This is a genomic window from Arthrobacter sp. ISL-30, assembly GCF_018613855.1.
Taxonomy (GTDB): Bacteria; Actinomycetota; Actinomycetes; order Actinomycetales; family Micrococcaceae; genus Arthrobacter.
The window spans coordinates 51,023-74,796 of record NZ_JAGGPK010000015.1 but is presented as its reverse complement, the minus strand read 5'-3'; the positions used below and the strand labels follow the sequence as shown (position 1 = coordinate 74,796).

At 63.9% G+C, this 23,774-nt stretch carries 18 protein-coding genes; 15 read left to right on the top strand and 3 right to left on the bottom strand.

Going from position 1 to position 23,774, the window contains the following annotated elements; genetic code table 11:
• The first annotated feature begins 616 nt into the window (after positions 1-616).
• The 6 genes from J7E82_RS06960 to J7E82_RS06935 all read left to right on the top strand — a co-directional run bounded on the left by J7E82_RS06960 (position 617) and on the right by J7E82_RS06935 (position 8,060).
• The gene (locus J7E82_RS06960; protein ID WP_214861897.1) at positions 617-2,323 is read left to right on the top strand and encodes a right-handed parallel beta-helix repeat-containing protein; all 1,707 of its coding nucleotides are present in this window, start codon (positions 617-619) and stop codon (positions 2,321-2,323) included.
• Between the two features lie 364 nt (positions 2,324-2,687).
• Positions 2,688-3,503, top strand: coding sequence for an MBL fold metallo-hydrolase (locus J7E82_RS06955; RefSeq protein ID WP_214861896.1), 816 nt, complete (start codon positions 2,688-2,690; stop codon positions 3,501-3,503).
• Between the two features lie 97 nt (positions 3,504-3,600).
• Positions 3,601-4,026, top strand: coding sequence for a VOC family protein (locus tag J7E82_RS06950; protein WP_214861895.1), 426 nt, complete (start codon positions 3,601-3,603; stop codon positions 4,024-4,026).
• 176 nt (positions 4,027-4,202) lie between these two features.
• The gene (locus tag J7E82_RS06945; RefSeq protein ID WP_214861894.1) at positions 4,203-5,498 is read left to right on the top strand and encodes a MinD/ParA family protein; all 1,296 of its coding nucleotides are present in this window, start codon (positions 4,203-4,205) and stop codon (positions 5,496-5,498) included.
• Between the two features lie 140 nt (positions 5,499-5,638).
• Positions 5,639-6,418, top strand: a complete 780-nt coding sequence (locus J7E82_RS06940; RefSeq protein ID WP_214861893.1) for a hypothetical protein — start codon at positions 5,639-5,641, stop codon at positions 6,416-6,418.
• A gap of 424 nt (positions 6,419-6,842) precedes the next feature.
• Positions 6,843-8,060 (top strand): MFS transporter, encoded by a 1,218-nt coding sequence (locus tag J7E82_RS06935; RefSeq protein ID WP_214861892.1) that lies wholly within the window; start codon positions 6,843-6,845, stop codon positions 8,058-8,060.
• Between the two features lie 130 nt (positions 8,061-8,190).
• Here the strand turns inward: J7E82_RS06935 and J7E82_RS06930 are convergent, their stop codons facing one another.
• Complete coding sequence (locus J7E82_RS06930) at positions 8,191-9,087, bottom strand: phosphatase PAP2 family protein (protein WP_214861891.1); 897 nt, start codon at positions 9,085-9,087, stop codon at positions 8,191-8,193.
• A gap of 210 nt (positions 9,088-9,297) precedes the next feature.
• Between J7E82_RS06930 and J7E82_RS06925 the strand changes: the two genes are divergently transcribed.
• The 5 genes from J7E82_RS06925 to J7E82_RS06905 all read left to right on the top strand — a co-directional run bounded on the left by J7E82_RS06925 (position 9,298) and on the right by J7E82_RS06905 (position 15,400).
• Entirely contained in the window at positions 9,298-10,716 is a 1,419-nt protein-coding gene (locus tag J7E82_RS06925; protein WP_214861890.1) for an extracellular solute-binding protein, read from the top strand.
• Positions 10,713-11,642, top strand: coding sequence for a carbohydrate ABC transporter permease (locus J7E82_RS06920; RefSeq protein ID WP_214861889.1), 930 nt, complete (start codon positions 10,713-10,715; stop codon positions 11,640-11,642). The genes J7E82_RS06925 and J7E82_RS06920 overlap by 4 nt, the downstream gene beginning before the upstream one ends.
• Before the next feature lie 107 nt (positions 11,643-11,749).
• Complete coding sequence (locus J7E82_RS06915; protein ID WP_214861904.1) at positions 11,750-12,580, top strand: carbohydrate ABC transporter permease; 831 nt, start codon at positions 11,750-11,752, stop codon at positions 12,578-12,580.
• A 37-nt stretch (positions 12,581-12,617) separates the two neighbouring features.
• On the top strand, positions 12,618-14,075 hold the full coding sequence (locus J7E82_RS06910) for a glycoside hydrolase family 32 protein (protein ID WP_214861888.1): 1,458 nt from the start codon (positions 12,618-12,620) through the stop codon (positions 14,073-14,075).
• Between the two features lie 1,085 nt (positions 14,076-15,160).
• Positions 15,161-15,400 (top strand): hypothetical protein, encoded by a 240-nt coding sequence (locus tag J7E82_RS06905; protein ID WP_214861887.1) that lies wholly within the window; start codon positions 15,161-15,163, stop codon positions 15,398-15,400.
• A 342-nt stretch (positions 15,401-15,742) separates the two neighbouring features.
• Here J7E82_RS06905 and J7E82_RS06900 read toward each other — a convergent pair whose 3' ends face one another.
• Together J7E82_RS06900 and J7E82_RS06895 are read right to left on the bottom strand one after the other, a co-directional pair.
• Positions 15,743-16,888 carry a LacI family DNA-binding transcriptional regulator gene (locus J7E82_RS06900; RefSeq protein WP_214861886.1) on the bottom strand — a complete coding sequence of 382 codons (1,146 nt, stop codon included), beginning with the start codon at positions 16,886-16,888 and terminating at the stop codon, positions 15,743-15,745.
• A gap of 46 nt (positions 16,889-16,934) precedes the next feature.
• The gene (locus J7E82_RS06895) at positions 16,935-17,870 is read right to left on the bottom strand and encodes a LysR substrate-binding domain-containing protein (protein WP_214861885.1); all 936 of its coding nucleotides are present in this window, start codon (positions 17,868-17,870) and stop codon (positions 16,935-16,937) included.
• 94 nt (positions 17,871-17,964) lie between these two features.
• On the opposite strand from J7E82_RS06895, the gene J7E82_RS06890 reads away from it, so the two are divergent.
• The 4 genes from J7E82_RS06890 to J7E82_RS06875 all read left to right on the top strand — a co-directional run bounded on the left by J7E82_RS06890 (position 17,965) and on the right by J7E82_RS06875 (position 23,671).
• On the top strand, positions 17,965-18,993 hold the full coding sequence (locus J7E82_RS06890) for an MBL fold metallo-hydrolase (RefSeq protein WP_214861884.1): 1,029 nt from the start codon (positions 17,965-17,967) through the stop codon (positions 18,991-18,993).
• A gap of 40 nt (positions 18,994-19,033) precedes the next feature.
• A complete protein-coding gene (locus tag J7E82_RS06885) occupies positions 19,034-20,401 on the top strand; it encodes an MFS transporter (protein ID WP_214861883.1) in 1,368 nt (455 codons plus the stop codon).
• A 23-nt stretch (positions 20,402-20,424) separates the two neighbouring features.
• The gene (locus tag J7E82_RS06880; protein ID WP_308113663.1) at positions 20,425-21,438 is read left to right on the top strand and encodes an o-succinylbenzoate synthase; all 1,014 of its coding nucleotides are present in this window, start codon (positions 20,425-20,427) and stop codon (positions 21,436-21,438) included.
• Positions 21,439-21,589: 151 nt separating this feature from the next.
• Complete coding sequence (locus J7E82_RS06875) at positions 21,590-23,671, top strand: PhoX family phosphatase (protein ID WP_214861882.1); 2,082 nt, start codon at positions 21,590-21,592, stop codon at positions 23,669-23,671.
• The last annotated feature ends 103 nt before the right edge of the window (positions 23,672-23,774 follow it).

The following is a 23,774-nucleotide window of genomic DNA, read 5'->3' as shown; positions in this document are numbered from 1 at the left end:
AGAAACCATTGGCCATTGACATCGGCGGCGCGGCTGGCTTCCAACGCGCAAGCGAGGGCTGCGGTGAAGAAGCCAACACTGAGAATGAACACGGCCTTGATCTTGGCTTCTCCCCCAGTACTCATACACCAAGTGTAGGGTCTCCGAAAGTGGTCAAGTAAACTTCCACCCTTTTGCCCCCATCAGCCTCTCGGGCTGGTGGGGTCTTTTCGTGTCGCGCCTCATCAATAGAAGGACTCAGGGTTCCGAGTAGCCACAAATGCTACGCGGAATAACTGAGTACCAATGCCTTTAAACCAAGCATTGGACGCCAATTAAACGCGTAGCCGCCACTGTGGTTTATGCAATTCCAAGGAAATAGCGTCATTGAGACAACCACATTTATGAGGACTGGGAGGACTCAGAATGTTGACGCTTGGAAGTTCAATCCCCTGTTTCGCACAGCTAGGGAGCGCGAGTAACGGTGAGCTGCGAGGCGCCACGGTGTCTGTGCGTTCCGTCGGGTCACGGTGCAGCCATGGTTAGCGAGACCGGAAAGGAGGACCCGCAGCCGTCCCAAAACGATGCCGGCGTAAAGCGCCGAGGGCTTCTTAGATTAGGAACCATAATAACTGCGTTGACCGGCGCGTCCGCAGTTTCTGCTATTGGTGCCAATAGCGCCCAGGCCAACCCTGGGGGTAAAACCCCGCCTAACGAGTACGTTCCCATAGCGGAAAAGGGTGCCCCCTCGGGTGTGGCAACACTGGACCTCGAGGCGAAGATCCCGCCTGCCCTAATTCCTGACCTTTCTGCCGCCTACGCCCCTGTCCTCGCAGATGGGAAAGGCCTCGTGCGCAAGGGTGACCTCGTATTCAACGTTATGGACTACGGTGCCGCGGGCAACGGCCTGGCGGACGATACAGCGGCCTGCCAAACCGCCATCAACGCCCTGCCAGAGCATGCCACCCTGATCTTCCCCGGACGCCACTACATCCCGGGTAACCTGAGTCTCAACAAGAAGCACATTACCCTTGCGGGGCCTGGGACCTTGCTCGACGGGAAGGTAGTGATCGGAACGACGGGCACTCGTGAAGACCAGTTCTGGAACGTGACCGGATTGACGTTCGAGCGCAGCACACGCGGCGCGGCATCCTACGGCATTGAACTCCTGAAGACCCGCCGAGGGACCATCCAGAACAACGTGTTCCTGAATATGGATAAGGCAATCTACGTTCACCCCTTGCCCACTGCTGCTGCTCACGACACAGCACAGGTGAAGATCGTCAAGAACGAGTTCGCGGACGTGAACTATGCGTTTTACGTGGATCGTGCTGACGTTGCAAATTGGATGCACACGAGTGACTGCAAGTTCCTGGCGAACACCGTCAACGTCGCGTACATCACGCATGTTTACGCCAAGAGCATTGATGGTCTGGTTTGCTCCGACAACGTGTTCTTCTTTCCTTCTTACAACACCTCGGATGGGGCTGCCAAAGCGGCGAAGAAGCACAACATCTACATCGGTCAGTCTGACTGGCTTGTCATCAAGGGCAATAACTGCTTCGAGTCCGGCGAAGAAGCCATTCTGCTTGATATGGCCAAGCACTTTTCCATCTCAGACAACCTCATTGCATGGCCTGGTCAGAAGGCACCCTACGACGCCGTGAAATTCACCGGCTCGAACTCTCCGAACGGCATGATCACAGACAACGTCATATCGCGTTTCTCAGGCAACGCCATTGGCGTCCACACCTCGGGAAACGGCACCATCGTTGTCAAGAACAACCTCTGCGAGTACGACGCTGCCACGGGCACCTACTACGGCACGCCGGCACTAAACACCTTCACTCACCACGGCGTCTATCAGCCGGCGGCCAGCACGGACACCCTCATTGAAAGCGGGAATGAGACGACAGGCGGAATCTATAACGTCCGCAAGGATTCCATGTTTTCAGCCGTACGACTCAACCAGGACGTTGCTGTGGCCGGCAGCAAGTCGGCAGTAACAGTAACGGCGGCAAACACCCCGATCTTTTCCATGCAGTCAACCCGCGGCGGCACCGCACTGTTCAGCGGGATGCTACTCATTGAGGTAAAGAACACGGAATCCGAAAGCGGAAACCTGTCGTCGTATCTATTCCACGTGACTCGGCATCCACTAGGTGCGAGCCTCACTAAAGTGTCTGAACATGGACTTCTGACCGGAGGCTCAGCCAATCACCCATCCTTTACCTTCACGGTAGATGGGACGGGCAAGCTGTTCGTATCCCCGGTGGGCGCCACCTCCGGCAAGTTCTACTTCTATGCGACGTATCAGGGTAATCTGCGGCTGATGAAGCCGTAACAGGGGCATGAGACCGTGACCCCGTTGTGAGCTCCTGCTCCAGCGGGGTCACATTTTAGCGTCAGAATAATCCGGCTAAGTGACCTGTCATACAAAGCAACCCTCAAGCAATGAGGTCAGACGTGAGCTCAGCCCGAGCTTTCGGGGATTGTGAGACCAGCAGTTGATGGCGCCTAATCATTTTTCGCCAATCAGGCATAGCATCCCGACCCATGTCCCGGGTCGGCTTTGAAGACGCTGGATTGGCTGGACCCCGATTCGGTGATCTTTAGGCCCGGCCCGGCGGGTACAGGGCGTCCGGACAGGGGCGCGTGGGTAGAATCGAGGCCTGAACATCCCGGAAACACCTTGATACGGAGATAAAATGTCAGGATGGCTGGAAGTCGGCCCGGACAACTACGTGCTGGAAACCGCAGGATCATTGCTCAACACGGGACTCGTCGTGGGCTCCGAACGGGCCATGGTGATCGACACCGGCTGCGGCCCCCGGCAGGGCAAGGAAATCCTGGCGGCGGTCCGGGAAAAGACCCAGCTCCCGCTTGTGGTCGTCAACACCCACGCCCATTACGACCACTTCTTCGGAAACGCGGTGTTCGCCGACGACGGCGTCACCGAGTTCTGGGCGCACGAAAACTGCGCCGCGGCAATAGAGGACGACGGCGACGAGCAGCGCCGCTTTGTCTCCACGACGGAACCTGAGATGGCCGCGGGGGAGGGCGACGCCGTCGAACTTGTAGTCCCGAACGCGATCGTCAAGGACCAGCCCGTGCTGGTGGACCTTGGCGGGCTGACCGCCACGCTGTTCTACCTCGGCCGCGGCCACACAGACGGCGACCTCCTGGTCGGCACACCGAGCACCCTCTTCGCCGGCGACCTCGTGGAACAGGGCGCCCACCCCTCTTTCGAGGACTCCTTCCCCGAGGACTGGGCCGACGCCCTCCGGCACATCTCGGCACTGCGCCACCGTTACCAGTACCTGGTCCCGGGCCACGGCAAACCCTGCAGCGACGAATTCGTGAAGACTATGGCCGACACCATGTCCAGGGCAGTGCGGCAAGCCAGGCAGTCAATCCGCGACATGCCGGCCGATGCCACCAAAGCCATCCCCGTGCTGCCCTACGGCCCGGAGCAATCACGCTGGTTCATTCAGCGGTTGAAAGAGACTCAGCCCTACCACTGAGGGGCCGAAATAGACACCGTAGATCCCGTCAATGGCCGCTGCTAGCATGACCGGAGGGCGGCCTACAGTGCTGCCCCAAACCCTGAGGAGAACTGAAATGCCCACGACCCTCAACCCCTACCTCGGCTTCCGCGACAACGCCCGCGAAGCCATGACTTTCTACCAGTCAGTGTTCGGCGGCGACCTGACCATGGCCACTTTCGGCGAGTACCAGGCCACCGAAGACCCGGCCGAACAAGACAAGATCATGCACGCAATGCTCACCACCCCCCACGGACTGGTCCTCATGGGCGCGGACACCCCGAACAGCATGGAGCTCGCGGATGGAAGCAACATCTCCATCTCCCTCAGCGGCGACGACGAGACCGAGCTGCGCGGCTACTTCGACAGGCTGCTCGAGGGCGGCGAGATCGGGGTGCCAATGGAAAAGGCTCCGTGGGGCGACATCTTCGGCATGCTCACCGACAAGTACGGGGTGTCCTGGCTGGTAAACGTCTCGCAGGAGCAGTCCCAGCAGATGTAGCTCCCCTCCATCCAGCGAGTGGCCTGCAGCGCCCTGAACCTTGTCCTGGCGGACGCCCCGAAAGGTGACCTGACCGCCGTCGACAGCAAAGGCTCGGGGCGCTGCCCGTAGAATGGCTAAGTACTGAGTCGTAGATCCGCGGACATGATGCGCCGCGAGTCCTGGGGGGACATAAAATGCCTGAACCGGTGGAGAACACCAGCCCCGCTGCCGCAACGGCGGGGCAGTCGTACCCCAGTCGGCGATCCCGCCGTCGCGCCGACGGTTCCGATGCTTGGACAGGAGCTATGCCAACTATTTCCACGGACGACGTCGAGGCTACAGACGAGACTCCTTCCCAAGGTCCCATTCAAAGCAGCTCCTGGGCTGCGGCAGCCGCGGCAGCGGACGCCAACGAAGAGCAGAATGCTCCAGAAACTGACTCCAACAGCACTGCGCCTGGGGTCATCCCTCCGGCGCCGTCGGCACCTCCGGCTGCTCCGGCGTCGTCGGCTGCTCCGGCGTCGCGGGCCGAACGCGCGGCCGCGGATCAGGCCTCGTCCGGGTCAGGCTTCATCACCACGCCAAGTTCCTTCGTGAAGGAGCAGAAGCCGCGTCCGGTGGGCGGCTTCCGGGGAATGCTGTTCAACATGACCGGCGGCGCCTGGAACCTCGGCCCCAGCGCCAAGCAGCGCGAAGAAGACGAACTGGCCCGCCGCATCTCCCGACAACTCCACGGCAGCTTCAACACCGCGGTGCTCAGCCTCAAGGGCGGTATCGGCAAGACTTCCACCACAGTGGGCGTGGGCCTGACGCTGGCCGAATTCCGCGGCGACCCGCCCTGCGCCATCGACGCCAATCCCGACTCCGGCGACCTCGTAGAGCGTGCGCTGGGCGAAGGCATCTACCAGCGCGCCACCCCGCGCACCATCACCGACCTGCTCAAGAACGTGGACAATGTCGATTCCCTGACAGGTCTGTCCCGGTACATGCACCACGCCGGACGCCTGCACCTGATCGCCGGCGAACAGGATCCGGAGGTCTCGGACTCGCTCACGGCCGAGGAGTACCTGCGGATCCGCCAGCTGATCGCCAGCTACTACTCCGTGGCCCTGACCGACTGCGGAACCGGCGTCACCCACAACGCCATGAAGGGCATCCTGCAGTCCGCCGACAACCTCATCATCGCCGCCGGCTACGCAGTCAGCGGGGCCAAGCGGGCACGCAGCACCCTCCAATGGCTGGCCGGCCATGGCTACGAGGACCTGGCCCGCAACGCGATCGTCGTGATCACCGACAAGGACGAAGTCTCCACCCGCGTGGACAAGGACGCCATCGAGGAACACCTTGCCGGGATCTGCCGCCAGCTGATTTCCGTACCCCACGACCGCGGAGTGGCCGACGGCGACCTGGTCACCTTGGACGTGCTGAAGCCGGAAACCCGTCGTGCATACAAGGAGATCGCAGCCGCGATCGTGGACGGGTACGTGTAGGGCGTTTCTTTTGGTTGCGTGCTCCGCTTTGGGCGGGGGGCGCTTTTGGGCTGCCTGCCTGGCGCTTGTGTACCGACGTTTTCGCCTGCTATATCTGGGCTAAGTATCCGACGCTCTCCCGGTTTCCAAGGGTGGCCGTTGTGTTCACAAAGAGGCGGATCCCGCAGCATAGAGCCATTGCCATGGGCTTTACTGCCATGGTGCTGACTGCCTCCTGCGCGGCGGGTTCCGGCAGCCCGGTGACCTACGAGCAGGACCTCAGTACCGCCGTCGAGATCACTGCCACCGCCATTCAAAACCCCATTGATTGGGTCGGCTCGGGGACGACCGGCAGATCGAAGGCCCTCGACATGGCAATCCTCCTCGAACAACGCCCGCCCAAGCCACTGGAACGCTTGCAGGAAATCATCCAGCGCGCCGAACGGGTGCATTCGGCAGCGCTGGCGATTGACGCCGTCGTGCGTGCCGCCGATCGGGACTCCCTGGCGATTCCGCGGGAGGCCCAATCCTCGGTGGAGACAGGCGACTCAACGGACAGTCCGAAGAGCCGGGCCGCCGTGACCGCGGTCAGCCAGGAACTGCTGCACGACGTGGTTTGCTCCCTCGCGAGCGATCGGCTCTCGGCAGGGGAGAAGGCTCAGTTTGCCACCCGCCGGGCCATCTTTTCTTTCTTTAGTCCGATCGGCGCGGAGGCCCTGAGCGCGGAGATCCGACGTCGAACGGCGACGGATGTGTTGCCCGACTTTGCCGCGCAGTTCCCCTGGGATGCCCATGCCGGGACCCTGCTCGATGCTGCCGGACGGCATGCCCGGAACTTCGAAGGACAGATCGAGGGACCGGACTTGGCGATCACCAAGGCCTACGTGTACGGGATCCGGAACTGCCTGGAGAGGGTGTCGCCTACGTCGGTGGAGGTGTAGGTGGGCGTCTCGCGGTCGCCGGCACGCTCACTCACCTTCCGCTGCCGGCCCCGTCGCTCTCTCACTCATCGGGGCGGATAGCCGAATGCGGCGTACCAAGGGACGCGGAAATGGCAGCAGGACATGCAGACCGCGGGACGACGCTCGGATCCCGGTGTCCTCAGGCTCTACGCGCCTCCTCCCGCCGTTTGCGCGTCCTGACGTGCTGCCGCCGTGACCGCCCGAGGTGCGCGCTCCGCCGTCGAACGCTTCCTAATGCCGGCCGAGGGGACGCGCAAATGGCGTGGAGACGCAACAGCGGCAGGAGGACGCCCGGATCCCGGTGTCCTCAGGGTTTACCCGTGTCCCCGCGCCATATCCGCGTCCTGAGCGGGAGCAGGAGGGAGCACAGGGGCCCCGCGCCGACCGTCCTAGGATGAAAGGGATGACCAGCACACGCACGTCCCCGGATTCCAGCCTTCGCAGCATCGCCGTCCCCGCCTTCGGGCCGGCGCTCCTGTTCTGCATCGGCGAGGGCGCGATCCTTCCAGTCGTGGCGCTGTCGGCCCGCGACCTCGGCGCGTCCGTGGCGGTATCAGCCCTGATTGTCACGCTGATCGGGCTTGGCTCCTGGTTCTTCAACCTGCCGGCGTCGCTGATCACACTGAAATTCGGCGAACGCTGGTCCATCGTTGGCGCGGCCGCCGTATCCGCGCTGGCTCTGGTGGGGGCGGGCCTGTCGTCGCTGGTTCCCCACGGAGTCTGGCTGCTCGCGGCGGCGATGACCGTCGTCGGAATGTCCGCCAGCGTGTTCAACCTGGCCCGCCAGAAGTACCTCACCGAGGCCGTGCCCGTAGAGTTCCGTGCTCGGGCCCTGTCCACCCTGGGCGGCGTGACGAGGATCGGCATCTTCATTGGCCCGTTCATCGGGGCGGGCGTAATGCAGTTCGCGGGTATCAGCGGCGCCTATTGGGTGGGCGTGGCCGGCATGGCCGCCGCCGCGATCCTTTCGCTCACCATTCCCGATCTGGTGGCCCCCCAAACGCCCGACGGCGGCAGCCCCGATCCCGAACCGACCCTCCGCGGGCTCGTGGTGTCCCATGCCGGCGTCTTCCTCACGGTGGGTGCGGGAATTCTGCTGCTCAGTGCGCTGCGGGCGTCGCGGCAGGTGGTCATTCCACTGTGGGCGGACCATCTGGGCATGGATGCCACGCAAGCGTCGCTGATCTACGGGTTATCCGGCGCGATCGACATGCTGGTGTTCTACCCTGCGGGCAAGCTCATGGACCGCAAGGGCAGGCAATGGGTGGCTGTGCCGTCGACCGTGATTATGGGCGTGGCGCTTGGGCTCATACCGCTGACGTCGGGGTTCGTGGGGCTGCTGCTTGTGGCCCTGCTGATCGGCTTCGGCAACGGCATCAGCTCCGGCCTGATCATGACGCTGGGGGCTGATTTCTCGCCCGATCGAGGTCGTGGGCAATTCCTTGGCCTGTGGAGGTTCATCGCCGACGCGGGGTCCACGGGCGGCCCGGTCTTGCTCTCCGGAATGACGGCCGCGGTGTCGCTGGCCGCCGGCGTGTGGGCCACGGCGGTGCTGGGCTTCGCTGCAGCGGTGGTGTTCCTGATCGCGATTCCCAAGATGAAGAACCGACGGAACTACTGAGGGGGCGTTTGGGATGGCGGGGGCGGGACGTGAGGGAGCGTCTGGGTGGTCACCTGCGTTCAGCCATTCCCCGCCCAAGTAGCTGGCATTAGATGTCGTTATAAGCCGTCATAACGACATCTAATGCGAGTCAGTTGGGCGGCGGCGCGGGCCGGCGGCGACCTGCTGCCAGGCTGAACAGCAGCGTCCCGGTCACCGTCGCCAGGTAACCCGTGACCACGATCAGTGAAACTCCCGCCCAGAAGTAACTGATGGTGCTCTCCCTGCCTGAGCCCGGTGCGATGATCACCAGCGACACCACCGCAATCCCGGTCGCAATCAGGCCGCCCAGCATGGGCAGTCCCACCCAGACCCGGGACGACGCCCAGTGCCCGCCGTAGCCGCACCATGTGTTCCAGGTCTTGCCGAGCAGCAGGATGAGCCACCCTGCCGGAAGGACGAATGCGCCCACCACGAGGTAGGCCGCCACGACGTCGGCCGGGCGGTGCCACTGGTTGATCAGCGTGGACACCCCGGCCGCGACGGCGAAACTCCCGCCCAGGAACCCGGCCAGCGGACGCCACCGGGGCGAGACCACAAGGAACACCGCCGCCGCGGCCGAGGCTGCCAGCGTGGTGTGCCCCGAGGGGAGGGAATTCAGTTCGAGCGTCGTGATGCCCCGAAAAGGCCTGTCCGGAATCCAGTTCTTGAGCACCTGGGTTGCCAGGTTCGCCCCGACGCAAGCGGCGACGGCAATGCCCGCCGCAGCCCACCGCCGTCGAACCAGCGTGACGAACAGGACGATGACGACGGCGATCACCAGCGATATCGTGGGCAGCCAGTCGAGGAACTCGGTCGCGGCCCTGCCCGCGCGACCATGGATTTGCACGGCCTCCACCAGGGCGGACTCGTCGATGAACTGTCCTGTGGTTGTGCGGACGAAAAAGTAGTAAGTCGCCGCCAGCCCCGCTCCGCAAGAAAGCGTGGCGACCAGGAACAGCAGGCCTATACCCAGGGAAGCGCGCCAGCTGTGTCCTTGAAGAGTCATCAGATTTAGCCTGCCATATCTTGCTGTGCCGGATCATCTCGGCGCCAGCGCGACAGCTGGGGATTCGCTGAGAATTCTGAAATGACCGTGTAACGAAGAATGTGATCCTTGACACGTGTTAGGCGCTAGGAGTACTGTACCTAACACGTGTTAGGGGAAGACCTACCTTTGTGAACTCTTCCTAACACGAGTTAGGGAAGGAATGTGATTATGCCCGGAAGCGACGGGAAGCTGCGTGAAATCACACGCAGAACAGCGCTTGGAGCGTTAGGCCTGGGAATCATCGGAGCAACTACGGCGTCGTGGCCAAGGTTGACCGGAATGGACATCCCGGGCCGGGGCGACAGCAGCCTCAGTATCGCCATCATGGGCACCGCCGCTGATGCCGCAGCCCGCCAGCGCGTCATAGACGCCTTTAGCAAGGTCCATCCCGAGATCCGGGTCAAGGTCCAGGCCATCCAGGCCGTGGACTGGAAGGACTTCTTCACCAAGATCCTCACCATGGTTGCCGCAGGAACACCGCCGGACGTTGTCTACGTCGCCACCGAAGGCGCCCAGCTGTTCGCCGACAAACTGGCACACCCACTGGACGAGTACCTGCGCCGGGATGCCGCGGACATGAAGGAATACTTCGCGGACGTCCATCCCAGCCTGGTGGAAGCGTTCATGTACAAAGGCAGCCTGTTCCAGCTACCCATCGACTGGAACGCCGCCAACATGTACTACAACACAGGCTCCCTTCGATCGGCGGGCCTGGAACGGCCGGCCGACAACTGGACCCACACAGACTTCCGCGCTACCCTGGCCGCGATGCGCAAGGCCAACACCTCAGACTTCACCCCGTACTACTGGACCAACAGGCTCTTTGGCGGCGTGGTGCCCTGGCTCTACGCCAACGACACCAGCTTCCTCAAGGAGACCAAGTCCACCGGTGGGGACTGGCTGTGGACCACCTTCTACGCCAACGATCCCTCCCGGAGCCTCCGCTCAGGCGGCTACCAGTGGCTCGAACCCAACGCCACGGATCCCCGCGTCTTCGAATCCTTCGACTACCTGCGCGGCCTGGTCAAGGACGGGCTCGGCGTCCGCCCTGAAGAGGGCGGCGGCAGTTCCCTCGTCGGGCTCTTCGCATCCGGCAGGATCGGAACGACGCCGGCAGGCGGCTACTGGGTCCAGGGCCTGAACGAGGCGGGCATGACCGAGGATGGCTTCGACGTCCAATTCTTCCCTCGCTGGCGCACCCAGCGGCACCAGTTCGGCACCGCCGGCTACGCCATCATGAAGACCGCCAAGGACAAGGACGCTGCCTGGGAATGGGTCAAGTTCTCTGCAAGCCTCGACGCGATGCGCCTGGTCTTCACCACCCCCAACACCACGCCGTCGCGCCGCTCAATGGTCAACGAGCAGCTGTATGCGGGCAAGGGCCCACGGCACTGGAAAGTCTTCTACGACACCCTCGACCGTTTCCCCACCACAGGTCCTATTCCGGCGCCGCCCCAGCAGGCCGCCGTCGAAACCGCCCTGATGAAGAACGTATCCCTCGCTGTCAGCGGCGACGAGGCCCAGCTCAAGCAGGCCCTCGAATCCATGCAGCGCGACCTTGAACTGGCTTTGAGGAGGCAGGCATGAGTACCGCAACCAGCATCCGCCCGAGGACTCGGAGTGCCGCGGCGAAGGACGAGAGGCATCCTCAGCGCTGGCTGGCATGGGCGTTCCTTGCCCCGACGGTCGTCGGCATGGGGCTGTTCACCCTGTTGCCGATCGTCGCCTCCCTGGCCCTGGCATTCTTCCGCTGGGACATCATTTCCCCGCCCACATTCGTAGGTTTCGACAACTTCGCCGAAGTGGTCCAGGATCCCACCGTGCGGGTGTCCTTCCTGAACACGATCATGTTCGTGATCGTGGCCGTGGCCCTGCAGCTCGGGGTGGCCCTGGCGCTCGCGATCATGGTGCAGGAGAAGCTGCCGGCCTGGCTGCGCGTCTTCTTCCGCAGCGCCTTCTTCTTCCCGCTGATCCTCTCCGCCGCGTCCGTATCGATCTTCATGCGTTACCTGTTCAATGAACAGTTCGGCGTGGTGAACTGGCTGCTTTCCTTCGTCGGCATTCCCGCCGTTCCCTGGCTGACGACGCCGGGAGGCTCGGCCGCCGTCGTCATCCTGGTCTACGTGTGGCAGAACTTTGGGTTCTCCTTCCTGCTGTTCATTGGCGGGCTGGCGTCCATTCCCAACGAGACCTATGAGGCCGCCGCGCTGGACGGTGCAACCGGGCTGCGCAAGCACCTCCACGTGACGCTGCCGCTGCTGAGCCCCACCACCCTTGTGGCGTCGGTCATGGCGATCATCAACGCGCTCCAGGTGTTCGACCAGCCGTACGTGCTCACCCGCGGCGGACCCGGCGACTCGACCCGCACCGCCGTCATGGTGATCTTCGAATCGGCCTTCCAGAGGCTCGAATTCGGCCAGGCCTCGGCGATCGGCGTGATCCTGACCATCATCATCCTGGCCATCACCGCAGCCCAGCTCCGGCTCAGCAAACGATTCGTCTTCTACCAGTGAGGCCCGCCATGACAACCATTTCAGAGCGCGCTGAGGCGCCCGGAAGCAACGCCGCCCACGGGAGGCGGAACCGGATCGCCCGGAACTTGGGCCCCCGAAACCGGACCATGCGCAAGCGCACCCGGAACTGGAGCACGCTGGGCCGCGTCCTGTTGCTCCTCATCGCCACTGTCCTTGTCCTCGGACCTGTGCTGTGGACCCTGTCCACGTCGCTGAGGCCGCCGGCGGAATCGTTCCAACTGCCGCCGTCGTTCCTTCCCCTGGAGCCCGACTTCACGTCCTATCAGCAGGTCTTCAAGCAGCTCAACATCATGCTGCTGGTCCTGAACAGCGCCCTCGTGACGGGACTCATCGCCGTCGGGCAGATGGCCACCGCCGCGCTCGCCGGATACGCCTTCGCCAATCTCCGCTTCCGCGGCCGGCAGGCGCTGTTCTCGATCGTGCTGGCCACCATGATGGTTCCTGCGCAGGTGACTATTGTGCCGATCTTCATGCTCATCCGCGGAATGGGGCTCTCCGACACCCTGCTGGCACTGATTCTCCCGGCGATTCCGACGGCGTTCGGCACCTTCCTCATGCGGCAGTACTTCCTGGGGCTCCCGGCCGACCTTGGCGAGGCCGCAGCCATCGACGGCGCCTCCCCGTGGCGGACCTTCCGTTCCGTGTACGCGCCGCTGGCGATGCCCGGGCTCGCCATCGTGGGCATCCTGGCCTTCAACTACCACTGGAACGAGTTCTTCCGTCCGTTGATCCTGACGATCTCCGAGCAGAACTTCACCCTTCCACTGGGACTGGTCTCGCTGCAGGGCAACCTCGGCACGGGCAGCATCTCGGTGGTCCTCGCCGGCGTCGTGCTCTCCATGATTCCCGCACTGGTGGTGTTCCTCTTCGGCCAACGCGCCCTGCAGGCCGGCCTCACCGCCGGTTCCGGCAAATAGTCCCTACCCCTGGTTCCTATCCGCGACAAGGATTTCGATGACGTATCCCGAACTGGCCGCTTCTGCATCCTCTTGGGCCAGCCACCACGACCCCGTCTTCCCGGCCTTCCACCCCCGGCCGGCGCAAGGCTGGATCAACGACCCCAACGGCATCAGCTACATCAACGGCCGGTACCACGTGTTCTTCCAGTACAACCCCGATTCCGCCCGGCACGCCAAAATCTGCTGGGGCCACATCAGCTCTCCCGACCTTGTGCGGTGGGAGGAACATCCCGTTGCACTGCGGCCCCAGCCCGGCGGCCCAGATGAGTACGGCTGCTGGTCCGGCGTCGTAACGGACGACGGCGGCGTCCCCACCGCGGTCTACTCGGCCGTGAGGTCCGACGGCGGCCACTCGCAAGTTTCTGTGGCGCGGGGCTCCGCCGACCTGGTGGAGTGGAACCAGGACGGCCACATTGCTGCCACGATGCCCTCTGACGGCCTGGTCACGGCTGTCCGCGACCCCTTCATCTTCAGGTTCAAAGGCAGGCGCTACGCCATGCAGGGCGCGGGCCTTGCCAACGGGCACGCCGCCGTCCTGCTCTACACCGTCGACGACATGATGGACTGGAAATACCAGGGAATCTGGCTCACCACCGAGAACCCCGTTGCCGCCAGGTTCGCGCCTGCAGAGATCTGGGAATGCCCCCAGTTGGTGCGGGTGCCTCGGGTTTCTTCTGGGGCTCCTTCCGGGACTGCTTCGGGGGATTCTTCCTCTGACGGCGATGCCTGGGTGATGATGTTCTCGCTCTGGCTCTCGGGGGATGAACATGAGCACGCTAATGGGGTTGGTCACCTCATCGGTGCCCTGGTGGAGGATCCCGCCACAGGGCTGCCCGTCTTCGAGCCGCGGACTGGCGGGAAGTCGGACCTCGGGAGGGACTTCTATGCGCCGCAGATCGTTGCGCTCGAGGACAGGGCGTTGTTGTGGGGCTGGGCCAACGAAGGGTTCGGCCGGGGTGGGGTCCGTGGCCGCAGCCAGGAGTCCATCGACGCCGCAGGCTGGGCCGGAGTGCTGACCTTCCCGCGCGAGCTTTCCGTCATTGACGACACCCTGGTGGTTTCGCCGGCACCCGAGGTCGACGCCTACAGAGGCCGGTCATTGGCCAAGGCGGAGGGCGGTACCCTGGTCCTCCCGCGGGCAGCCGAGGTTGAAGTGACTGCGGGACAAAGTGCTCCTGTAGGTTCCGGCGAGGTTCGGCTGGTGCTTGTTGGATCCGACGGGGAGCGACAGGTGGTGTTTGCTGAGTCCTTGGATGGTGCTGCTTCGACTCCTGGTGCTTCGACTGATGGCCCGTCCTTGCGTATCTTCGTGGACGCGTCGGTGGTAGAGGTGTACCGGAGCAACGGCGTCGCTACCACCCTGAGGGCCTATCCGCAGCTCGGGGAAGAGTGGCATCTGGAGCTGCCTGGCCGTACCGAGGCTGACGTTTGGGAACTGGCCTGGCCGGAGTAGGGATATCCGTCAGTCGCGGTGCCGAGGCGTAGGCGACTACATTTAATACTGCAGATGAGGCGACTTCCCTGGGTGGGGAGCCGCCTGATCTGCTGGATCAATACCGCGTCGTCATACAGGTGCCGCGGCCGCCGTCGTAATCTCCCCGCTTTTGCCGTCTCCGTGGACTTTCGGACTGCCGGGAGCTCAGTGTTTACGGGGTTTTTACGGCGGCCGGGTTTTCAAAGCCGGGGAGATGTTCCTATAGGCAAGTCCAGGGGCTGAACCGTCTCTCGATCCCCCGTCTCCTTGCCTTCCCAGAGAGACGGTCAAATGCCATGCTGAAGGCACGGGCACAGTGTTAGGGGGCGACAATGCGGAAACGAGCTTTGGCGCCGATACTCGTTATGTTCCTGACCGCCTGTGCTGCGCCGTCCGGTCCAACAGATTATGCACGCACCGCTTCTGCCGACGACCGATGGGGCGTGAGCGTAAGCTACCCTGTCTATTCGTCCCTGGCCGGGTGCGACAACGACCCAAGTGTGGAGACAGCAGTGCAAAGCGCGGACATGCCGTCCTCCAGGCTAGCCTTCAGGCTGAAAGCAGGAGCATCCGAGGCCGATGCTCTCCGCGTTGCGGACTGCGTGGCTATGGCATTGAGCAGCGGGGAACTCACGATTATGTCTCCCGGGGTCTGACCAGTCCCCGTGAACGCGGCCGCGGTCATCGTCGGTTCCATGCGGCTGACGTTTCTGTTTCACGGCCCAAATGCACGGCTAGGGACCAGTCGTGTCAGTTCGGAACCTGAGACAGCTGGAGCTTGCCCTGTACTGGCCGGCGTCCTTCATGTTCCAATGCGGGTAGTTGAAAGTAGACGGTTTATGTCCCCATTCGCTTGAAGGGCAGGGCTTGTGATCGAGTCAGCAGGTTTTGTCATACATGCATCTGGCCATGCTGTGAATTTTGTTGTTGAGCCTTTTCCTCCGGCAGACCCTACAGCCGCCTTGCAGGCCGCGATGCGCGGTGAGAGGCAGGAAACTCCGCTGATGGTTCCCTTGGTTTCCACCGGTGTGGATTCAGGACCAATTAACTTGACGGTGGAGGTCATGGAGGCAAGACCGGAGGCAACGTCGCCTGGTTGGGAAGACATCCACGAGGTGTCCCTGGTGCTCCCGGCGGGCCGGGCGTACTTCAACACACCCGCCGGCTGGGAAATGAAGGAAGTGGGCACCATAACGGGTGATGAGAGAGGCAGCTACCGTGCGCGGCTCCACGCGACCGGCCGGGACACGGCCTTCGACCTCGTCGTAGACGCACCCACCGAACAGCACCTGATCCAGTTCTGAAAGAACCGTCATCGCCGGCATCTGTTATCTCGTCCGAATCAGAGCGAGGCAAGAGCCTGCCGAGGTTCATCCAAATGTGGCAAGGACCGCCCACCGCTACAGCACACGCCGAGCCGCGACCCATATCCGCCCAACACCCGCAGAAGTAAATTTAGCCGGTTCGTGACAGGTCTCTTTTTCTGCGGCCCCCGTCGTAATCTCCCCGCTTTTGCCGTCTCCGTGGACTTCCGGACTGCCGGGAGCTCAGTGTTTACGGGGTTTTTACGGCGGCCTGGTTTTCAAAGCCGGGGAGTTCCAGCGGCTGATCCGCGACAAGCAGCAGCTAAGGCGTCGCGAATGACATCAGCCGCGCCCGGCAGGGACTGGACCGGTGGACTCACGGACCACAAGGCGGCATTCGACCATCGTCTCCCCAGGGCTGGTCTCCCCAGCGCTGCCGTCGACGGCGGAAGCTGCGGTCCCGCCGTCGTCCTGCCCCCCGCCGTCGTCCTGCCCTTCACCGTAGTTCGGCCCCCCACCTTGATTGGGTCGCTCCAGGCGATCCAGCAGGCCGGTCATGGCGGCGGCACCCATCTCGCGCAGGGGCAGGGCCATGGTGGACAGGGCGGGAATCATGGTGTCCGCGATCCGCGACTCGTTGTCGTAGCCCATGATCGACAGCTCGCCAGGGACGCTGAGCCCAAGGCGGGAGGCGGCCAGGGCGACGCCGATGGCGAGGCGGTCGTTGGCGCACATGATGGCGGTGGGGCGCTCGGCGGGGGAGACGCCGTCGAGCAGTTTCATGGCTCCGTGGAACCCGGTGTCGATATCCCAGCCGGCCATGCGGATCCGGTCCTCCCGCACTGCGAGGCCGCGCCTGGCGAATGCCTCACGGTAGCCGGTGACGCGAAGCGGCGCGGCGGGGGATTCGACGTCGCCTGCCAGCAGCGCGATATCCCAGTGGCCCAGCTCCAGGAGGTGATTGGTGGCATCCCGGCCGCCGCGCACTTCGTCGGGGATGACGTGGGGGAGGACCTGCACGGGGGAGCTGTCGTAGCAGTTGACCAGCACGGCCGGGACCCGCAGCATTCCGGGCGGCACATCCAGGGGCTTCAGGCCAACCGTCACGTACATGAGCCCGTCCACTTGCCGGTCCAGAAGGGTCTCGACGGCGCCCTCGTCCCGAACGGCGTCGAGCTCGGTGTCCATCACGACGGTCACGAAGCCGCGGCTGCGAGCGACGTCGTCGGCTCCTCCGATGATGTTGCCGTCGAAGGGGCTGACCACTACTTCGTCAGAGACGACGCCGATCACTCGCGAACGCTGGTTGCGAAGGCTCAGCGCGATGGCGTTGGGGGAGTAGTTCAGTTCGGCGGCGGCCCGGCGGATGCGGTCCTGGCTTTCCTTGGCTACGTTGCCGTCGCCGCGCCCATTGAGCACCAGCGAGACAGCACTCCGGGACACGCCGGCCCTCTTGGCAACGTCGATTGCCTTTGCCTTGCGATGCATGCGCGCCCCTCCTGCTCTGCTGTGAAGCCTGTGGAGTGAAGTCTACCTAACGCGTGTGAGGAATGGGGCGGGGAAGGTGGGCCTCGGACGAGGCAATCTCGCGGGCTGCAGTCAGGACTTCGAGGACCCTCCGTGGCTGTCGGATGTCAGGTGCGACTGCGGCCACCAGCCGGTTGAGCGGGATCTTGTCTGCAATGGGAACGAGAGTGATGTTGGAGTCGGCGTAGGAGGTCCGGACCCCAGGCCAGACGTTGGTCACGCTGTAGGCGCGGCCTGAACTCACAAGTCCACGAATAGTTTGTGCCACCACGCTTTTCCAGCGGACCCTGGGTTCGACCCCAGCAGTATGGAACATGGCCAAGACCTTCTCGGCACTGGGCGGAACGTCCAGCAAGACAGCGTCTTCATCTTCCAGATCAGCGAATCGAAGGGAGTTCTGCGCCGCCAGGGGATGATCTGTTGCGATCATGATGTGGGCCCGTGCGTCGGCAATGTGTTGAAGCTCGACACCTTGAATTGCTTGCAGCGAATAGATGAATGCCAGGTCGAGTGCGCCTTCGGCCACAGCAGTCTGCAGCCTCTCGGCCGGGCCTTCGACAAAGTCGATGAGGACGTCGGGCCACTTTTCCGCGAACCACTCGATAAGGGCAGGAATGAGGCGAGGGGAGATGGCTGTCATGCACCCCACCCGAACCGAGCCCTTCATCTCATCCATGCCTTGGCTTAGCGCGGCAGGCACTTCGGCGGCATCCGCGAGGATACGCCGCGCGCGGGCTGCAAGTTCATTTCCCGCGCCCGTGGGGACGAGGCGCTTGGACCGCGTGCGGATCAGCAGGTCGACACCCAAGGACTTCTCCAACTGCGCGACCGCCATGGATGCTGCGGGCTGGGAGATATTGCTCCGTTTGGCCGCTTCGGTCAGCGAGCCGTGATCCAGCACGGCAACGAAATATTCGAGCTGGCGCAAAGTGAAATCGATCATCAATTTTCCTGAAGATAAGGAGCTGAAGAATTGATTATACAAATGGAGTGAGGCCCGACACACTGGGGGAAGTCATCTAGCCGAAGGAGCCTCCATGACTTCCAATTCCAATCTTGAACCCCACGTCATCACTCTTGGCACGGCCGGCGGGCCTCGATGGTGGGCCGCCTCCGATGCGGGCGAACGAACGGGCATTGCCACTGCCGTTGTGGTGGGTGGATCGTTTTATCTCGTGGATTTCGGGCAGGGTGCCGGACGAAGGCTGGCCCAGTCCGGCCTCGAGCTCAAAGACCTAAGGGCCCTCTTCATCACCCACCTGCACTCGGACCATGTGTACGACCTCGCTGGGCTCGGGCTTTTCGGCATGTACGCGCTGGCCGACCGGCTCGACGATCCCGTTCGGATTATCGGGCCTGGCAACCGTGGCATCCTGCCACCGGTATCGCCGCGGGCCGCCGTCGCGCCGTTACCGCTGGCGCCCCGGCTTCCCACTCCCGGTACCCGGGAAATGTTCACCCAGCTCATGGAGGCGCATGCAACGGACCTTAACGACCGTATCCTCGACAGCCTCAAGCCAAGCCCCCTTGACCTATTCCAGGCAGAGGACATCGACATACCGGCAGGATCCGGCTACCACCCCAACCACAATCCCACGCCGGCCATGGAACCTTTTCCTGTCTACGAGGATGAACTGGTGACAGTGACGGCCATCCTGGTTGAACACCCTCCAGTGGCACCGGCCTTCGCCTTCCGCTTCGATACCGCCGATGGATCAGTGACGATCTCGGGCGATACGGCCTTCACCCAGAACCTTGTAACCCTCGCCCGGGACACGGATCTCCTCCTGCACGAAGCCATCGATTTTGACTGGGTGGAATCCCTCTACGCAGACCAGGACGATCCCGCGAATCGGGCCGCCAGGGACCACCACTACAAATCGCACACCAGTGTCCGGGACGCCGCCAAGGCGGCAGAGGCGGCAGGCGCACGTCGGCTGGCACTGCACCACCTGGTCCCGGGTTTCGCCAGCGACCGGATCTGGAATGAAGCGGCGGAGCATTTCGCCGGCCCCTTCTCCCTGCCCCGCGACCTGGACAGCATCCCCTTCGGCCGTCAGCGTTGACAGCCGCCGTCAATAGCTTTAGAAAGACAGAGGACCAAAGATGAATCCTGCAGAGCCAAGTATCGCCATAAAACCCCAAGAAGCCGCCGTCGCTTCCGCGCCTGCCGTCTCTCCGGCGCCCGCCAAGGCTGAGTCCCTGAATACCAAGGATATGCGCCGCATCCTGGCGTCCAGCTTCGTCGGCAGCGCCATTGAGTATTACGACTTCATGCTCTATGCAACGGCAGCCAGCCTGGTCTTCAACAAAGTATTCTTCGCCAACCTGGGACCTGGGTTTGCGCTCTTCGCCTCGTTTGTGACGCTCGCCGCCGGCTATATTGCACGGCCGCTGGGCGGCGTCGTTTTCGGACACTTCGGGGACCGCCTGGGCCGCAAGAAGATGCTGGTGCTGTCCATGTTGATTATGGGCGTCGGAACCACGGCCATCGGGCTCCTGCCGACGACGGCGCAGATCGGCCTCGCGGCTCCCATTGCCCTGGTCCTCCTCCGCCTGGTGCAGGGCATTGCCGTCGGTGGAGAGTGGGGCGGCGCCGCACTCATGGCCATAGAACACGCGCCCCGGAAACACCGTGGCTTCGCAGCCGCCTTCGCCAATGCAGGCGGCCCGGCCGGCGCAGTGTTGGGAACCCTTGCCCTCTCACTTTTTGCCGCCCTGTCCGGCGACGACTTCCTGGTGTGGGGCTGGCGGGTGCCCTTCCTGCTCAGTGCCCTACTGATCGTCGTCGGGTTGGTCATCCGCCTCAAGGTAGCGGAAACGCCCTCCTTCCAGCGGCTCCAGGAGGCCGGGGAGAAAAAGAAGGTGCCCCTCGTGGACGTTCTCCGGAACAACCCCCGCGCTGTTCTGCTAGGCCTTGCGGCTACAACTGCATTCTTCGTTTGCCAGGCTATGACCACGGTTTGGGGAGTTTCCGTAGCGATCGAAAACGGCGCCGACAAGAATGGTGTCCTGAACATCAAGGCCGGGGCTGCCGTCCTGACGCTGATCGTGTGCTTCTATTCCGCCCGCTTGAGCGACCGCATCGGCCGGCGCCAGGTCCTGATCGGAGCATCCCTGCTGGGAGCCGTTCTGGCCTACCCCATGCTTGTGCTTATTAACGACGGAACAGTCTGGGGGTTTGCCCTCGCGATCGTTCTCGGCAACGGGCTGGTTCAGGGCTTCCTTTACGGGCCAATCGCCGCCTACGTGGCGGAGCAGTTCCCAGCACGCAACCGCTATACGGGTGCCTCCGTCGCCTATCAGGGTGCCTCCATGATCGGTGCCGGCTTCACTCCAATGATTGTGGCCGGACTTAGCCTTGCGGCGGGTGGGGGAATTTGGCTGATCACGGCTTTCTGGGTACTGATTATGCTGGGAGCCGCCGCAGCGGTGCGACTCACCCCCGAGGGCACCTCAAGGGACATCGACTGAACCGCTGACCTAAGCTGGCTATCGTGCCCAATCCCAGCCCGATAGCCAGCTCCGTCCCGCCCCTTGAGCAAATCCTCGACACTGCCCGGGTGGTCTCCTTGCCCATGAGGGTGAAGTTCCGGGGCATCACCGAGCGCGAGGCCCTCCTGTTCCGTGGGCCGGCGGGCTGGGGCGAGTTCGGCCCGTTCCCGGAATACGGCGACGCCGAGGCCTCCCGCTGGCTCGCCGCAGCCATTGAAGCCGCCTGGCTCGGGTTTCCGGAGCCAGTCCGGGACACGATTCCAGTGAACGCAACGGTCCCCGCTGTGTCGGCAGACCGCGTCCCGGACGTCCTCGCCCGCTTCGGCCGAGTGGACGCCGTCAAGGTCAAGGTTGCTGAGCGCGGGCAGGAACTGGCGGACGACGTCGAACGTGTCACCGCCGTGCGCCACGAACTCCCCGACGCAGCCATCCGGGTCGATGCGAACGGCGGCTGGGACGTGCCCGGGGCGGTGGAAGCGCTGGGTCGGCTCTCCGCCGTCGGGCTGGAGTACGCCGAGCAGCCCGTGCCCTCGATTGAAGGCCTTGCGGAGGTACGACGCCGACTCCGAGCCAACGGCATGCCCGTGCTGATCGCGGCCGACGAGAGCGTTCGCAAGGAGGACGACCCCGTGCGCGTCGCGAGGGCGGGCGCGGCCGACCTCTTGGTGGTCAAGGTGGCGCCTCTGGGTGGGGTACGCCGCGCCCTCGAGATCGTCGCGGAAGCCGGGTTGCCCGCCGTCGTCAGCTCTGCGTTGGACACCTCGGTGGGCATCCGCGCCGGACTCGCGCTCGCCGCCGCCCTGCCCGAACTGCCCTACGCCTGCGGCCTGGGAACGGTGTCCTTGCTGATGGGCGATGTCGTCCGGGAGCCGCTAATGCCCGACGACGGCAGCATTCCTTTGCGAGACGCCGCCCCCGACGACGAGCTGCTGGAGCGGTTCGCGGCGCCTGCTGAGCGAAGGGACTGGTGGCTCGGGCGGCTCCGGCGGGTGCACGCCGAACTTTCCGGGCACTGACGCTCCCTCAGATTCTGCCGCTTTTCTTGGGACGCTCCCTCAGATACTGCCGCTGCAGTGAGTTCACCGGAACTTAACCAGAGTGTCCTCTCGGATTTGGTTAACGCTGACAGGGTGGGCGCGACCCACGTTCAACCCTGGAGGCACCCGAATGTCTGAAACCACCCCTCGCAAGTTCGCGCTCCTGCCCATGTTTGGCCACACCAAAGGCAAGCGCAGCCCCGTCACCTGTGCCCTGAAGTGCGACAACGCCTGCGCCGGCGACGTCTGCAACACCAGCAAGAACAGCTACTTCCGCGACATCGCCTCGGCCACCATGTCCCGCCGCGCCGCCCTGGGCTTCGGCGCCGCCGGTGCGCTCGCCGTCGTCCTTGGTGGGCTGGGTTCGGCAGAAAAGGCAGTGGCCGACGGCGGCTCGGGGCTTTCCGCCGCCGCGAAGACCGGTTTCCGGCCGTCGAAGCTGGAGTTCACTCCGATCGCCTCCATTCCCGCCGATGTGGACGCCATGACCGTTCCGGCCGGCTTCACCTGGCTGCCGATCATCCGTTGGGGCGACCCCATGTTCAACGATGCTCCGGTGTTCGACCTGGACAAGCAGACGGCTGCCGCCCAGGAGCGCCAGTTCGGCTACAACAACGACTACACGGACATCCTGGAACTCCCGGGCAGCAAGGGTAACCGGGCCGTCCTGTTCTCGAACCACGAGTACACGAACGACGCCATCATGTTCCCGGCCTCCATGCCTGCCGAGCAGGTGCGGGCGGTGGGGCAGGCCGCCCACGGACTCTCCGTCGTCGAACTCGAGCGCCAGAACGAGCGCAAGCCGTGGACCTATGTCAAGGGCGCGCCCCTTAACCGCCGCTTCCTGAACAGCACCACGTATGAGCTGACCGGTCCGGCAGCCGGCTCGGCGTTGGTCAAGACCGTGGCGGACCCGTCCGGCCGCGCCATCAAGGGCACCCTGGGCAACTGCGCCGGAGGCACGACCCCTTGGGGCACGATCCTCTCGGGCGAGGAAAACTTCCAGGGTTACTTCGTCGCCCCCGGCACCTCAGCAGGGGATAAGCGCTACGGCCTGACGTCGTCGGCAACGGCCCGAAAGTGGGAACTGGACGACCCGCGCTTCGACACCCGCAACCCCGGCTACAAAAACGAAGCCAACCGCTTCGGCTGGATCGTGGAAGTGGACCCCTTCGACCCGACGTCGACCCCCAAGAAGCACTCCTCGCTGGGCCGCTTCAAGCACGAAGGCGCCAACGTGATCGTGGCAGAGTCCGGCCACGTGGTGGCCTACTCAGGGGACGACGAGCGCTTCGACTACCTGTACAAGTTCGTCTCCAAGGACAAGTACCGGGAAGGGGACCGCAAGCACAACATGACCCTGCTCTCCGCGGGTGACCTCTACGTTGCCAAGTTCACCGGCGACTCCCCGGCTGCCGAAATTGACGGATCCGGTGCGGTACCGTCCGACGGCGCGTTCGACGGAACGGGCGAGTGGCTGCCGTTGGTTGTGAACGGTGCTTCCGCGGTTCCCGGGATGTCCGTCGAGGAGGTCCTGGTGTACACCCGCCTGGCCGCCGACAAGGTAGGCCCCACCAAGATGGACCGCTGCGAGGACGTGGAGCCGAACCCGTTCACGGGCAAGGTCTATGTTGCGTGCACCAACAACTCGGACCGCGGCAAGGTGGGCAAGGAAGGCGCCACGGAGGTCAACCCCCGCAACGCCAACCGCGACGGGCACATTGTAGAAATCGTCGAATCGGGTGACCAGACTTCCACCACGTTCACCTGGAACCTGCTCATGGTCTGCGGCGATCCGGCCCAAGGCGACGTCACCTACTTTTCCGGCTTCCCGGTGGACCAGGTCTCGCCGATCTCCTGCCCGGACAACCTGGCGTTCGACTCCGTAGGCAACCTCTGGATCTCCACGGACGGCGCGCCTTCGGGCATCGGCCGAAACGATGGCCTCTTCAAGGTCACCCTTGAGGGTGCTGAGCGCGGCAAGGTGGAACAGTTCCTGGCAGTGCCGCGCGACGCCGAAACCTGCGGCCCCATCATCCACGACGAGGAGCGCAACGTGTTCGTCGCCGTGCAGCATCCGGGCGAGGAAGGTACGTTCGAGGCGCCCAACTCCCTGTTCCCGGACTACGTTGCCGCCGGCACCACCCCGGCACCCGGCCAGGCCCGCGCACCTCGCCCCTCGGTCGTGCAGGTGTTCCGGACGGACTCGTAGCCGGGCGACACGCACTTAGCCGGGCGACACGCAAACGGCCTGGGGACAACCGGATTCCGGTGTCCCTGGGCCGTTAGTGTGTCCTACAGCAATTGCAGCGTCC